Consider the following 14,822-nt stretch of genomic DNA (forward strand, 5'->3'; position numbering starts at 1 on the left):
ACTTTTTATAAAAATTACTTATCAATCTCGAATTCAAATGAAAAATCTATTTATTTCTTGCGCACTGGCTATGTTAGCGCTCGCATCTTGTACGGACGACAGTGAGGATACTGCACCAGTAATTGATGTACCGGTAGTGCAGGAATCCGTTGCAGGTGAAGTTTCCGGTGTGTGGACCAAAGGAGGAACCTACAAAATTACCGGCCATATCCAGATTCCGAAAGGCAAATCGCTTACAATTGAAGAAGGTGTCACCGTTCTTTTTAGTGATTCTGTTGTCAAACCGGAAGTTGTGATCTTAGGGAATTTGTACAGTTTGGGAACAGCTGCGGCACCTGTGAAATTCACCGTACCCGATAGCTGGAAAACAGCCAAAAATCTTTACGGAAATCTTTGGGGCGGGCTTATTGCCGGTCCCGAATCCGCAGAATTGGTTTTAAGCAATACCATCCTTGAATACGGTGGTGCGGTGACGACAGAAGAGTCGCCATCGGTGAAAGCAGGCTTGTACAAAGCAATGGCCGGCCAGCATGTTCCTGTGCTTTACTACCCGAACGTGAAAGGAAAACTGGTTGTTACGGGCAGCACGATCCGTAATTTTAACGAGGATGGTTTTTATATTGAAGGCGGCCAGGTTATTATCGCCAACAATTATTTTTACACAACAGGTGTTTCCGGCGGTGATGCCATTAATATCAAATCAGGTGTTCAGGCTGATATTGCTTTTAATGTTGTTTACAGTCCTAATACAAATGCACTTAAATTATCCAGCACGGGTGACCGCACTCCGCAAGCGTATATCGTAGGGTATAACAATACGATTATCAATGCAGGATGGAGAAGACCAACCACAAAAGGCGGATCGGTTTGGCTTGAAAAAGCAGTTCGTGTGGATCTGTACAACAATCTTCTGGCTAATGACCGCTATGGAATTAAAAGAGATCCGGGAAATCCTGAGGATGCAAGATCGGTTATCAGCAATACTTTCTATTACGGGTATGATCAGACTACAACAAGTCAGTTCCAGCCTTCAACCGAAATTGTAAAAGGTACTAATGATATTATTTCTGCCAAAGCAGGTGAAAATGATCCGAAGTTTGTCAATTATGCGTTGTCCACGGCTACTGCGAATGCTACGTATGATAACGCCTGGGACTTTCATTTGCAAACCGGATCACCTGCGCTTACAAAAGGAAAAACCGATTTTACCCGTCTTTTTGCAAACGGCATTGTCGTAAACGGTATTACCTACAAATCTCCTGCACCAGCAAATTACATCGGTGCGTTGGGTACCAAGTAAATTTTATCTCCCGGAATTGAAACCATTTCCGGGAGTTTTTTAATGATTTACCAATTTATTGTTGTGAAAAATCTGATCTGCCCTATTGCCATCCTGACGTTGCTTTTATGCGGTTGTCAGGAAAAAAAACAAATGTCTGAAACGCCTGTTTCAAAAGAAAACGAGATATCTGTTGTTGAACCTTTGTTTGTAACTGACACCGTCGCTCACGATTCGGATGATCCTGCCGTTTGGATAAACCCGCAGGATCCTGCCCAAAGCCTGATTCTTGGAACGGATAAGGATCAGAACGGAGGCTTATATGTTTTTGATCTTGAAGGGAAAGTTCAAAAAGAAAAAGTTGTTCAGGGTCTTCAGCGTCCAAACAATGTTGACGTAGAATACGGCCTGATGCTGGGAGGGAAATTAACAGATATCGCGGTGGTTACAGAGCGGTTTACACACAAGCTCAGGATTTTTTCCCTGCCTGATATGAAACCCGTGGATGGGGGAGGTCTTGATGTTTTTGTTGGCCAAACGAAAGCAGGAGAACGTGATTTAATGGGCATTGGCCTTTATAAAAACAAGTCCGGAAAAATCTACGCGATCGTTGGGAGAAAAACCGGTCCAACAAGCGGGAGTTACCTTTGGCAATATCTTTTGGAAGACAACGGCAGTGGAAAAGTCAATGCAACGCTGGTCCGTAAATTCGGTACTTACAGCGGTTTGAAAGAAATAGAATCGATTGCGGTGGATGATCAGCTTGGTTTTGTATATTATTCAGATGAAGGAAAAGGCGTCAGGAAATATTATGCCGATCCTGAAAAAGGAAATAAAGAACTGGCACTTTTTGCCACCACCGGTTTTACAGAAGACCACGAAGGAATATCAATTTATAAGCTTACGGATACCACAGGGTATATTTTGGTTTCCGATCAGGGAGCAAATCAGTTCAAGATTTTTGACCGTCAGCCAAATCTGGATAGTACAGGGATGCAAAAGCTCTTTAAAACCATAAAAGTAAAAGCAAATCATAGTGACGGTTCTGAAATGGTATCGATTCCATTAAACAAAAATTTCAGGAATGGACTTTTTGTAGCTATGAGTGATAATAAAACGTTTCACCTCTACCGTTGGGAAGATATTGCAGGGAAAGAGCTGTTGAAAATTGAGGTGAAATAGTAAGGGAACTATTTCTTTGAGGCTAGATCTTAAAACTTCAAGCTGATTGCTGCCGGTTACACCTGGCTGTAATCAGCTTTTTTATTTTAAATTAAAACAAAAAAATACCTGGCTGATTCTTAACTAAATATGAGGTCTTAAAGACACGGACGAGAATCGAAAACAAGTGGTATAGATTCGAAATGAGTAAAAAAAATAATTAATAATGAGTAATTTTTTTGTAACCACAATTAAATTACGTAATTGTAACTTTTCTGATAAAATGTCGTCCTAAAAGATGGCAGATAAAGAATTATTTGTTTGCCGTCAAGTCTGATTTTATTCACTTTTAAACCTGAATTTACCTATGCCGTGAGAAGTATTATCCTTAAAATCTATTAGTTAATCAATTTTTCAATTCCCTCTTACAAATTTCAAATTTTATGTTTCAAAAAATCCGAACAGTAACAACAGCACTATTTTTTTCAACATTAGTTTTTTTATCATCCTGTACAGACCACAACATTGAGCCTGGTGTATTTGGACTTACCACATTAAAATCTTTTGGTGGTTCAGGTTATCAGGTGCAAATTGACGCATTGGGCGACAAACCTGTTACTGAATACGGCATCGTTTACACGGCTTATCCTCGCGGATTGGGCGATCATAACATACAACCGACTGTTGCAGATAACAAGATCAAATTTACCTCTCCGATCACGAAGGGAGTAAATACCTTCACTGGGACCATACCTAATTCCGGGTCTACTTTTTATTATTACCGCGCTTATGCCATCGTAGACAATATTCCTGTGTATGGCACTTATCTGGCTTATACTGTGCAGGCTCCTTGATTTGTCAAAACCTTCGTAAGGTGAAATAATAGACAAAAACAAAAAGTCGGGAGGTGCTTATGCGGCAACTTCCGACTTTTCTATTGGGAGTGAGCATAAAACGAGGGAGGAGAAATAGAAAATTGATTTCACAGATTTGTATTGATTTGTAACAAAGAGTGTTCTGAAAAATTGTCTTTTTTGTATTGAATTTGGTCATTTACATATTACGAGAGAACAAAATCAATTATATTTATAAATGTTCGGTACCGTGTAATTTTAAAAGTTAATCTAATTTTAAAATCATCAGAGATATTTAGAGTATGGAAACAATAGTCATAACTACAAAAGGAGGGAAGTTAAAAGCATTAAAGGCTTTTCTTCTTGCGCTTGAAATCCCATTTCAGGATGAGAGTTCAAAATCACATGACGATGAGGAGTTCGTGGCAAATATCCAGGCTGCGGAAGAAGATATAAAAGCGGGTAGAATTATGACGGTAAAAGGGAAGAAAGAACTTCACTCTATGTTGGATAATTTATAAGTTACCAACTTCAATTTACCGATCAGTCTTTAAAAGATATTCAGCGAATTAAACGGTCGGGAAATAAGCCCTTATATAAAAAATTGGTTGCTTTATTGGAAGAGCTTGTTGATCATCCGGAAACTGGTACCGGTAAACCTGATTATTGAGATGCTATGAATTGCCAACTTGGTCCAGAAGATTATCTCAGGAACATAGATTAATATATCGTATACATGAATCAGCAGTAAATGTTGTCGTTTTATCTACCTGGGGTCATTATGATGACAAATAGGTGGTGTATACTTAAACCATCATCTCTCAAACCGCCTCTCGCCAATCTGCTGTCTCCACATCGCAAAGTATAATCCCTTTTTATTGAGCAAATCCTCGTGCGAACCTGTCTCAACAATCTTTCCTTTTTCCAGCACATAAATTACATCCGCATGAAGAATTGTAGAAAGTCTGTGCGCAATTAAAATCGTCATCTGTTGCCGGTCGGTTGAAATATCCCTGATTGTTTGGGTAATATCCTGTTCGGTCAATGAGTCGAGTGCAGATGTTGCTTCGTCAAAAATCAGCAGTCTAGGCTTTCTTAAAAGCGCCCTGGCAATCGAAATTCTCTGTTTTTCACCACCTGAAAGTTTCATGCCATTTTCTCCCAGCATGGTCAGCACACCGTTGGAAGCTTTGGCTATTAAGGCAGTAGCGGAAGCTTTTTCAAGCGCCTGGTTAATTTCAATATCCGTGGCCGAAGGTTTGGCATAAAGAAGATTTTCCCGAATTGTTCCTGCAAATAACTGCGTATCCTGCGTTACAAACCCGATTTGTCTTCTTAAAGGATTGTAAAGAATGGTTGAAGAATCATCTTCGTTGAAATAAATATGTCCCTCAACAGGTAAGTAAAGGCCGATCAAAAGTTTCACCAACGTAGACTTTCCAGAACCTGAGGGCCCAACAAAAGCAATTGTCTGACCCGATTTTACGCTAAAAGAAATGTCATCAATAGCATTGTAGCTGGCTGATTGGTGACGAAATATCACCTGATCAAATTGAAGGCTTGTCAACGGCCCGACTTCCACGGAATTTTCAGGTCTTTGTTCGATAGGTTTATGCATCAGTTGGTCAAAAACCTTGACCGAAGCATCCACTTCCCTGAATTGTAATATCAAATTTCCAAGATCCTGTAAAGGGCTGAAAATAGCTGTTGAAATAAACTGCATCGCAATCAGCTCGCCAGTGGTAAGTATCTTTCTGAAAATCAGCCAGAGTAAAATGAACAGAATGGATTGCTTTAAAAGATTCAGGGTGACGCCTTGCAGAAATGTTAACATCCCGACTTTTCGCGCCTTAAACATTTCCAGCTGAAAAATTTCCAGCGTTTGTTTGTTCAATCTTCTGATCTCCGAAAATGTTAGTCCCAGACTTTTTACAAGCTCAATATTGCGCAAACTTTCTGTAATAATACCCGCTTGTGCATTGGTCTGTTTATTAATATTCCGCTGAATGCTTTTTATCTTTTTTGACAAAAGGCCTGTAAGCGAGCCGAGTACAAGTACTCCGATCAGAAAGACAGGAATCAACATCCAGTTTTTGTTGATACTGTACCAAAGTAAAAAGCCAATGGAAATCAGTGAGGAAAAAAGAATATTGATAAACGAATTGGTAAAACGTTCCGTATCTGTTTTTACTTTCTGCAATATCGACAAGGTCGTGCCGCTTCTGTTTTCTTCAAACTCCTGAAACGAAAGCCGGAGCGTTTGTTTTAGTCCGTCGTTAAAGATATTCATACCAAAATGCGCCACCGCTTTTCGGGTAAGATATTCCTGATAGGATTTAGAAAGTTTGGCAACGACCGCGATACCAACCGCGATTCCCAGCCAGTACAAAACACTGTTTATGAGTTCTTTTTCAGAGAGATTTTTCGGATTTCCTGCATAATTATCAACGATTTTCCCAAAGATCAATGGATCAAGAAGCGTTAATAACTGCGCAGAACCAGCCAGAAAAAGTGACAAAATGATTAGCCGCTTTTGTGGCCGAAGATATTTCCAGAGTGTTTTCATATAATGTTTAACTGCACTTTACTTGTACAATTCCTGTACCAGAATTTCAAAAGGTACGGTAAATTTGAACGTAATGATTACACTTTGGAGTTTTATAGAAGTCTTTCAAAGAAATAATTATGATATGAATCACGTCAGTAAAATCGGGTTTGGAGGGAGTTGTCATTGGTGCACGGAAGCAATCTTTCAATCATTAAAAGGAGTGGAGCGTGTGGAGCAAGGTTGGATAGCTTCTCAAAAGCAAAAATCAAACTTTTCGGAAGCTGTTATCGTGCATTTCAATCCGGAAATTATTTCGCTGGAAACACTGATAGCCGTTCATCTGCATACGCATAGCTGCACCTCACAACATAGTATGCGCTCAAAATACCGGTCGACAATTTATGTTTTTAGTCCGGAGCAGATTAAGCTTTCCCAAGACACAATAAAGGTTTTGCAAAGTGAATTTGACAATCCGATTATTACTACGGTTGAAGCATTCTATGAATTTAAACTCAATCAGGAAACGTATCTGGACTACTATTATAAAAATCCTGAAAAGCCTTTTTGTAAAAATATTGTTACGCCCAAGTTGAGATTGCTATTGCGCCAATTCTCTTCCGCTGTTGATCAAAATAAGTTATCCGTAGATTCTTTGAACGGTTTGTAATCCAATCAAAAGTAAAACTGCCGGGATATTACCGCATAGCAAAGTTGTCGTAATGAAAATTGCTTTTGTCGAAATCATATTGGGAAAGTCCTTTGAGAAGGCAATTGGCAAAGTCTGCGGGTCCGCAAAACCAGATACTTACATGCTCAAAACTGCCGACGACATTATGAAGCATCTTCGCTGTCAGATATTCGTTTTGGCTGGAATTTAAATGATAAAAACTAACACCGCTTTGTTGGCACAGGTTTTCGAGAGAATCCGGAAACATGGTTCGCTTTTCCGAACGTGTTGAATACCAAAAATCAATAGGTTGAGAGATTTCTTTCTCCCTGGCGAATTGTTCCAATCGGGCCAGAAATGGTGTAATCCCAATGCCCCCTGCAATCCAGATTTGTCTTTTTGATGAGGATTTGAAAACAAATTCGCCATATGGCCCTTCTACCTGAACATTTTGTCCTATCTGCAAATGTCGGGCTAATTCACCTGTGAAATTTCCAAGGGATTTAATAGCAAAACGAAGTGAATTCGGATCGCTTCCGGAAGATGCTATTGTGAAAGGATGCGGCTCACGGTCGTGCTCAAACCGAAGAAAAACATATTGGCCGGGTTGATGAAAAAATGCTTTTTGATTCGTCGAAATCTGTAAATCAAGAATGCCTTCTCGCGGGTTTTGCAGCTCAACTATCTCGCTATTCATTTTGCGGGAAACACCGATTTTTTGGAAAAGTGAAATAAAAGCCGCGACAGAACCAATTACAACCAATATCACTAAGAAATAACCTCCGGGCGTTCTTAACCAGTGTTCTTTGATTTGGGCAGTAGCTCCGTGATAGGCTGCCACAAGGAAAACTGCCGGAAAAATCCTGTGCGTTTTTCGGAAAATGTGATACGGGATTTTCCTGAACAAGGCAATGAGAACCAAAATAATCGTTAGGTAAAATATCCATTCTACCAACATTACACCACTTTGAAAAAGTCCGATTTCCAAATCCGAGAATTTGCTTCCGTCGGTTAATTCACCGGGATCGGTAACCATACCGGCCGTGACAAGTAAATGCGGTACTTTTTCACTGAGCCAATGAAATAGCATAAAAATAGTTGCGAAAACTCCTGTCCATTTATGTATTATGTAAGCTTTGTCAAGGCCTTTCATCCGGCGATTCATCCACGGAATGCGTAAGGAAATAATCATGGATAAAACCATGAGAGATAAAGTTGATATGCCTGTCAGAAAAACAAATTGTTCACGAAATTCCCATCCGTTCGGATTGTTAATGAGGTGACCGGGACCGGGTGATAGGGCAAAAGTTATCCCTGCAACCACTAGGGCGCCGGTGATCCATTTTGTTGTGGGTTTCATAAATTAAGAAAGAATTGGCCGAAGTATCTGAACTTTTCTACCAAAGCAACTGAGCTTCGACCGGATTTTGAAAATAGAGAAGTGCGGATTAATTCATCTCAATAACCAACCGTTTACCATCCGGAATGGCAAGATCATAAACGGCCTCTATTTTTTCAAAGGGCATACTTACGGTCTCAATCTTGATTTTTCCATCTGCCGCCAATTGAAACATTTCAGGTAAAATCTCACTGAATAATTTTCCAATATCCTGGCGGGTCAGGCTTCCTAATCCTGAACCGGTTAAATGCAGATTAACGCTCCGTAATGTGGAGGCAGATAATTGCAGGATATCGCCCGCTACGCTGCCAACGGAAACAAACCTGGTTTTGGGTGTGAAGGAACCTTGCTTTTTTAAGGAAGAAAGAATCAGTTCCGCGGAATGGCCCCACAAATAATCAACGATGACGTCGAAGGGTGTTTGATTGTGAATAGTTTGAAGTTGGTCAATCAAAGAATCATCTGATTGTTGAAGTGAAATTACTTCGTCGGCTCCAAGTTCCAAAAGTGCTTTTAAAGATTCTGGATTCCGGCCCGTAGCAATGATTTTTTTTGCTCCATAGTAGCGCGCAATCTGCACAGCTATGCGGCCCGTAACACCTGTTGCTCCGTTGATCAACACCGTTTCTCCAGATTGCAGGTCTGCCTTAAACCGCAGTCCCATGGCAGCTCCGATTACTGCGTTAGGGAGAGCAGCGGCAGTTATAAAATCAAGATTATCCGGCACAACGACTATTCTGCCTTTTTCTATTACAGCTTTTTCTGCGACCATGCCATCCATACTGATAGCATAAACACGGGTGCCGTCGGCCAAAATTCCTACGCCGTCGCTTCCGATAATGCGTGGCTTCGGTGCGATTTCATTGGAGTAATGGCTTCCGCTTGCGATACTGCGATCCAAATTTTTAATCGCTGCTGCTTTGACATACATCATTATCTGATCATCATTTGTGATGACAGGTTCAGGACATTCTTTATATTGTAATATTCCATCTTGCGGATTCATGATTGCTGCTTTCATCTTTCGTTTCGTTTTTTTGTTTGATGAAACAAAAGTAGCATCAGGTGATTCCGTCAAACGATAACATTTGTTACCGAATTGAGGTTTCTGTCATTTTCCCCGAGCAAGTTTGTTTTTGATACGACTCAGATGTACACGGCTGATTCCCAGGTAAGAAGCGATATAATGTTGTGGAACGCGTTGAATAAGATAAGGATGATGATTCAGCAGATTTTCATATCGTTCTTGCGGTGTATCGCGGACAAAGGACAAAAAATGCTGCATGTAGTGGAGTGTTCGTTCAAAAAGAGTATTCATAATTTGATTCCGCATGGAAGGAATTTCACTGACTTCTTCCAATAGTCTGTCTACATCGTTTTTATCAATCCACCATAATGTGCAGGGCTCAATCGTTTCAAGCGAAAACAGGCTTGGAGTGCCCTTTTTAAAACTTTCAATAGAAGAAACCGTGCAATTTTCAAAGAAGAATTGAAATGTCACTTCTTCGCCTTTGTTATCAAACCATACGCGCAGACAGCCTTTTTCAATCAGATAAGCCTTGCGGGAAATTTCGCCTTCTTTTAACAAAATGGTTTTTGCCGGAACCTGTATCCGTTGAAACTGGCCGGTATATTCTTGCCATTTTTCAGGCGATACCGGAAATTTATCCCTGAATTTTTCTAGTATTGTTGAAAGGCTAACCGGCGCAGCGTGCTTGGCGGACATATGACAGTTTGATTTTTAAACATCAAATATCAAAAGTTAGCGAAATAAATCCAGTTTTATTAACTCTGGATGATGAAGTAAACCCATAACATTCCATGAAATTTATTGTAGCAATTATTCTTTTTTATCCTTTCCTGTTATTTGGTCAAGTTCCGATTCTGTCGGAAGGTGATATCCATAAACATTTTTTAAAAGCAAAAACAAAGTTCTCAGCCTTTGAAAAAACACATGGTCATTTTATAGAAACAAAAAATGTGAGACTCCATTATCTGACCTGGGGAAAGCCTTCCGGTATACCTTTCATTTGGCTACATGGAAGTTTGAGCAGTGCGTATGAGATTTTGCCATTTGCGGATAAACTGGTAAAACAAGGTTATAACGTCATTGCAATAGATTATTACGGTCACGGGCAGACCAATATTCCTGACCATGAAGTATCACTTTACCATGTTGCTGATGATATCAAATTTTTGATGGATCATTTAAAGATTTCCAAAGCTGTGATCGGTGGATGGTCACGCGGTGGCTTTATCAGCACCGCCTTTTATGACGCTTATCCCGAAAAAGTCCTGGGATTGATTTTGGAAGACGGCGGTTCTGTTTCTACTAATAACAATTATCATAAAATGGATTCAACCACGCTGCTAAAAACAGTCCGGGAGAATACGGCTCAGGTTTTCAACGATACAACATATGCCAGCGAGTTTGACGCTTACCGCGCTTTTTTTGATAAGAACGAAAACGACGATCAGTTTGAATTGTTGACGTGGGTAAAACTTGATAAATCCGGGAAATGGGTATTTGGGGACGGTTTGTGGAAATTGTTCAATATGAGCACGTATGAGGAGTCGCTGGATAATATTTTAAGACCAACACGTGCTCCTCTTTTCGCAGAATCAATGGCTATACTTGAACCAAAAATTATATTTCGAAATCTGAAAGTTCCGGTTCTTATTCTGGATCCGGTCAGTAAAGAAGATTTGTTTCCCTTTGAAAGGGAAAATGAAGCATTGAAAAAACAGCATCCGGCTTTAATCAGTCATGAAATATTTGAAGATACCGGTCATAATATTCATTATCAGCGTCATGAAAAGTTTATAGAAAAGGTGACGGGCTTTCTTCAAACAGTGAGATTGTTCACCGGAAAATAAAGCTATGGTTATGAATGATTTTAGATCATATTGAAATTTGTTGAGTAGCGACGGACTGGCGTTGCCTTTACTTTTCAATCATTCATATATAAATGGACCAACATGCTTATCAATAGAAAAACATTTCTGAAAGAAGTTTCTTTACTAGCTGGCGCATCTGTGATTTCGGCAGATGTATTTGCAAACTTGCAGCTTCCGGTCAAAAGCGACATAAAGTTGGGATTTGTAACCTATTTGTGGGGTAAAGACTGGGACGTTGAGACGATCATCAAAAACTGCACGCAAGCCAATATCCACGGAGCCGAACTACGGGTTGAACATGCGCATAAAGTGATGCCTGACCTTACTACGGCACAAAGATCAGAGGTTAAAAAACAGTTTTCAGATAGTCCTGTAAAAATAGTCGGGCTTGGTACAAATCAGCAATATGATTATCCGGATCAAAATCAGCTGAAAGCTTCTATTGAACGCACAAAAGAGTTTATCCGGTTAAGTGCTGATGTGGGCGGTTCAGGTGTAAAAGTAAAGCCAAATGGTCTGCATAAGGAAATTCCCGTCGAAAAAACACTGGCGCAGATCGGTGCGTCGCTTCATGAACTTGCGCAGTACGCTGCCGATCATGGCCAGCAGCTAAGGCTGGAAGTGCACGGAGAAGAAACGCAGGAACTTCCCAATATCAAAAAAATTATGGAGTATGCCGACCACAAGAATGCAAAGATATGCTGGAACTGTAACCCTCAGGATTTGAACGGGAAAGGATTTCAATCTAATTTTGATCTGGTAAAACAGTATTTTGGTGACACGTGCCACGTTCGGGAATTGGACAGAACGGATTATCCTTATAAGGATCTACTTTTAAATCTGACTAAAATGGATTACAAAGGTTGGGTTCTTTTGGAATGTCATACCAACCCGGATGATAAGCTCAAAGCGATGATGGAACAGCGTAAAGTATTTGATCGTATGATTTAGAAAAGATGTGAAAGTTGAAGGGATTCTATCTACTTTCGTTTTGTATCTGTCTGTAAATAAAAGGTGTAATTGTGCTGATTATAAAAGTCGGCGAAAGCGGCATAGTTTTTTTACAGCAAATTGTGAATCCATGACCAGATAAGAAATTATACATCCATGAGCGAAACTTACCGGCGTCGGTTTAAAATGCTTTTGTTGATTTTGCTTCCTGTGATGGGTAGTTTTTTTTGGTATTTTGTGAAGGTTTTTCAATTTCAGAGTAATCAGGAAGAATTTAGTGACGGCATGCTGGCGTTGCAGCTTAGCAGAGGATGGCTCGAAGGAAGGCCGTTGCTTTATGACAACTTTTATGGAGACCACGCCCGCCAGCACAATTATTACTTCATTCTGCTCACGGGCTTTCTTACCAAATTCACAGGCATTTACGGGCTTTTCCTTGCTTATCTGGGGCTATTTTCCATTTTTTTCTGGCAATGGTTTGATGGTTTCAAAAGATTTGGCAACTCACTCTGGACGAATAACTGGCTGGCTGTCGTGTTTTTTGTTTTCGGCCCTATGGGCTATTTTATTTATCTTGATTTTTTTGGCTGGCACCCGGAGCATTATTTTCTTCCGCTTATGGCGCTGCTGGCGCTCAGCCTGGCCAGACGGCAATATGCCATAGCCGCAGTTTGGCTGCTTCTTACCTTTCTTGTAAAAGAAACTTCCAATATTCTGATTTGTAGCTTATTGTTATTTTGTTCGGTCGTTGATTTGGTGCTTGCTCATCCGCTTAGACCGTGGCTGAGTTACTTTATCAACAAAAGAAATGTGGCTATTACCTTTGTTAGTCTGTTGCTGTTTTGTTTGAGTATGGCCTGGCTTTCGCATTTGAACGGGGCAGAGGCAAGTAGGTTGGGTACAGCACTGGCACGCATCGAACAAAGTGCAACACCTGTAAGATTGGTTTTATATACATTATTATATCTGTTGATTGGTGCTGTTACATTGATTATTGGATTATTTCCATTCGGCGTTTGGTTAAAATCCTCTCCACGGAAAGGTGTAATTCTTTTCACACTAGCTGGCGGGTTTAGTCTTTTGTTTGTAGTATATCTTTTTGAAACACTCTATTATTTTCCGACAATTTATATGAGTGTTTCTTATCCTCCAAGGATCGGAGGCTTGTGGGCGTTTATGTTAAGTGCTTATATATTTTTAAGTTACCGGTTTTCGCTGGCTGGTATTATTCCATTCGGATTTTCTGCGATATATTTATTTACAGGTTTGACGCTTCAATTTATCATTGGCTCGTTTATTGTATCTCACCGTTTTACGATCGATTCTGATTCGCATAATGTAAGCGTTTCCCTATCAGGTTTTATAAAATCAGGATTAGGATTAAAACCCTACCCTGATGGAACCTCACATCAACTTTATGAGCTGGCAAAAATGCTACCGGAAGGCTCCGATGTGATGGTACCTAATCAATACATTTCTTATTTTGAAAATGTATATCCCGGTTCCTGGAATTATGAAGAGAAGCTTCCGATGATTCTTCGGAAACCAATACTCTATGTTTATGAGCAAAACAAGATAGGGAAAGTGAAATATTACAAATTTCCGAATAAGGGATATCGCGTTATTTCCAATGATCAACTTCTAATACTGGCAGATTCAGCATGGTACAATCAACGTTACAAATGAATGGGGAGGAAAGGGAAAAATGGCTCCGCAAAAATGCCTATTACTACGAATGTCTGACTACTTATCTTAAATTTATTATCCCGGAAGGGTCATCTGTACTTGAAATAGGGAGTGGCACAGGTTTCCTTTTGGAAAAACTCAAACCGTCACGAGGTGTCGGGGTTGACGTTTCGCCTGAGATGATCGCTTATTCTAAAGAACATCGCGGCCAATATTCTTATTATCTCATGGATGCCGAGAATATTTCGCTGGATGAAACCTTTGATTATGTTCTTATCAGTGATACCGTTGGCAGTTTTTTTGATGTACAAAATGTATTCGAACAGGTTCAAAAAGTTTGTAATGCTCAGACTCGTCTGATCATTACATCAACCAATTTTATCTGGCGGCCAGTGCTGAATCTGGCAGAGAATCTTGGGCTCAAAATGCCTCAGCAGAGACAAAACTGGCTGGATATCGGAGATATTACTAATCTTTTGGAACTGGCAGGTTTTGATGTGATCGACAATTATAAAAAAACCATTTTTCCAAAATACATCCCGCTGGTTTCTACCTTTCTAAATAAATATGTTGGCAATTTGCCGTTGTTTAATGCACTTGGACTTATTACCTGCCTTGTAGCCAGAAGTAAAAAGCAATTGAGCAGGAACGCGGACGAAATCAGCGTCAGTGTTGTGATTCCTGCACGTAACGAAAAAGGTAATATTGAAGCGCTCATCCGCAGAACTCCCCAGATGGGAAAACATACCGAAATTATTTTTGTTGAAGGAAATTCAACTGATGATACCTGGGCAGAAATTCAGCGACTTGGCGCTTATTACAAAGAGTTTTACGATATAAAATGGATCCAGCAGGACGGTAAAGGGAAAGGTGACGCTGTCAGAAAAGGATATAGTATTGCCACCGGCGATGTTTTAATGATTCTGGATGCAGACATGACAGTAGCCCCGGAAGAACTGCCAAAATTTTTTAACGCGATCGCCTCAGGAAAAGGGGAGTATATAAACGGGACCCGCCTGGTATATCCTATGGAGGACCAGGCTATGCGGTTTTTGAATTTGTTGGGAAACAAGTTTTTTAGTCTGGCATTTTCCTGGCTGCTTGGGCAAAATCTGAAAGACACCCTTTGCGGGACCAAAGTGATGAGTCGTGAGAATTATTTAAAGCTGGCAGCAAATCGCTCCTATTTTGGCGAATTCGATCCGTTCGGAGACTTTGATCTTATTTTTGGATCTGCAAAACTCAATCTGAAATTTATTGAAGTGCCCATCCGTTATAAAGCCAGAACCTATGGAGAAACCAACATTTCGCGTTTTAAACATGGCTGGTTGTTGTTGAAGATGACCTTTTTTGCGCTTAATAAAATTAAATTTATTTGA

14 protein-coding genes are annotated in these 14,822 nt (G+C 40.1%); 10 read left to right on the forward strand and 4 right to left on the reverse strand.

All coding sequences use genetic code 11. The annotated features are described in order from the left end of the window. The first annotated feature begins 37 nt into the window (after window positions 1–37). The 5 genes from FZF08_RS28745 to FZF08_RS31955 all read left to right on the forward strand — a co-directional run bounded on the left by FZF08_RS28745 (window position 38) and on the right by FZF08_RS31955 (window position 4,089). Window positions 38–1,300: a right-handed parallel beta-helix repeat-containing protein gene (locus tag FZF08_RS28745; RefSeq protein ID WP_159477329.1), complete on the forward strand. Its 1,263-nt coding sequence runs from the start codon at window positions 38–40 to the stop codon at window positions 1,298–1,300. Between the two features lie 132 nt (window positions 1,301–1,432). Next, a complete protein-coding gene (locus tag FZF08_RS28750; protein ID WP_159477413.1) occupies window positions 1,433–2,461 on the forward strand; it encodes a phytase in 1,029 nt (342 codons plus the stop codon). Window positions 2,462–2,883: 422 nt separating this feature from the next. Continuing rightward, window positions 2,884–3,294, forward strand: a complete 411-nt coding sequence (locus FZF08_RS28755) for a hypothetical protein (RefSeq protein ID WP_159477333.1) — start codon at window positions 2,884–2,886, stop codon at window positions 3,292–3,294. 302 nt (window positions 3,295–3,596) lie between these two features. After that, a complete protein-coding gene (locus FZF08_RS28760; RefSeq protein ID WP_159477336.1) occupies window positions 3,597–3,815 on the forward strand; it encodes a DUF2683 family protein in 219 nt (72 codons plus the stop codon). Window positions 3,816–3,975: 160 nt separating this feature from the next. Continuing rightward, the gene (locus FZF08_RS31955; RefSeq protein ID WP_229216741.1) at window positions 3,976–4,089 is read left to right on the forward strand and encodes a type II toxin-antitoxin system YoeB family toxin; all 114 of its coding nucleotides are present in this window, start codon (window positions 3,976–3,978) and stop codon (window positions 4,087–4,089) included. A 19-nt stretch (window positions 4,090–4,108) separates the two neighbouring features. On the opposite strand, the gene FZF08_RS28770 is transcribed toward FZF08_RS31955, so the two are convergent. After that, window positions 4,109–5,860 (reverse strand): ABC transporter ATP-binding protein, encoded by a 1,752-nt coding sequence (locus FZF08_RS28770; RefSeq protein ID WP_159477339.1) that lies wholly within the window; start codon window positions 5,858–5,860, stop codon window positions 4,109–4,111. 124 nt (window positions 5,861–5,984) lie between these two features. Here FZF08_RS28770 and FZF08_RS28775 point away from each other — a divergent pair, with 124 nt between their 5' ends. Next, window positions 5,985–6,509 (forward strand): peptide-methionine (S)-S-oxide reductase, encoded by a 525-nt coding sequence (locus tag FZF08_RS28775; protein WP_159477342.1) that lies wholly within the window; start codon window positions 5,985–5,987, stop codon window positions 6,507–6,509. A gap of 28 nt (window positions 6,510–6,537) precedes the next feature. Here the strand turns inward: FZF08_RS28775 and FZF08_RS28780 are convergent, their stop codons facing one another. The 3 genes from FZF08_RS28780 to FZF08_RS28790 all read right to left on the reverse strand — a co-directional run bounded on the left by FZF08_RS28780 (window position 6,538) and on the right by FZF08_RS28790 (window position 9,634). After that, window positions 6,538–7,869: a ferric reductase-like transmembrane domain-containing protein gene (locus FZF08_RS28780; RefSeq protein ID WP_159477345.1), complete on the reverse strand. Its 1,332-nt coding sequence runs from the start codon at window positions 7,867–7,869 to the stop codon at window positions 6,538–6,540. An 88-nt stretch (window positions 7,870–7,957) separates the two neighbouring features. Next, window positions 7,958–8,929, reverse strand: a complete 972-nt coding sequence (locus tag FZF08_RS28785) for a zinc-binding alcohol dehydrogenase family protein (protein WP_159477347.1) — start codon at window positions 8,927–8,929, stop codon at window positions 7,958–7,960. A 90-nt stretch (window positions 8,930–9,019) separates the two neighbouring features. Next, a complete protein-coding gene (locus FZF08_RS28790) occupies window positions 9,020–9,634 on the reverse strand; it encodes a Crp/Fnr family transcriptional regulator (protein WP_229216742.1) in 615 nt (204 codons plus the stop codon). 95 nt (window positions 9,635–9,729) lie between these two features. Between FZF08_RS28790 and FZF08_RS28795 the strand changes: the two genes are divergently transcribed. The 4 genes from FZF08_RS28795 (at window position 9,730) to FZF08_RS28810 (ending at window position 14,822) form a co-directional block, all read left to right on the forward strand. Then, a complete protein-coding gene (locus FZF08_RS28795) occupies window positions 9,730–10,785 on the forward strand; it encodes an alpha/beta fold hydrolase (protein WP_159477349.1) in 1,056 nt (351 codons plus the stop codon). Window positions 10,786–10,887: 102 nt separating this feature from the next. Beyond that, on the forward strand, window positions 10,888–11,757 hold the full coding sequence (locus tag FZF08_RS28800; RefSeq protein WP_159477351.1) for a sugar phosphate isomerase/epimerase: 870 nt from the start codon (window positions 10,888–10,890) through the stop codon (window positions 11,755–11,757). Between the two features lie 156 nt (window positions 11,758–11,913). Beyond that, window positions 11,914–13,443, forward strand: a complete 1,530-nt coding sequence (locus FZF08_RS28805; RefSeq protein WP_159477353.1) for a hypothetical protein — start codon at window positions 11,914–11,916, stop codon at window positions 13,441–13,443. After that, the gene (locus tag FZF08_RS28810; RefSeq protein WP_229216743.1) at window positions 13,419–14,822 is read left to right on the forward strand and encodes a glycosyltransferase; all 1,404 of its coding nucleotides are present in this window, start codon (window positions 13,419–13,421) and stop codon (window positions 14,820–14,822) included. Before FZF08_RS28805 ends, FZF08_RS28810 begins: the two co-directional genes overlap by 25 nt.

Origin of the sequence: Dyadobacter sp. 3J3 (assembly GCF_009801115.1) — a bacterium.
Classification (GTDB): Bacteria; Bacteroidota; Bacteroidia; order Cytophagales; family Spirosomataceae; genus Dyadobacter.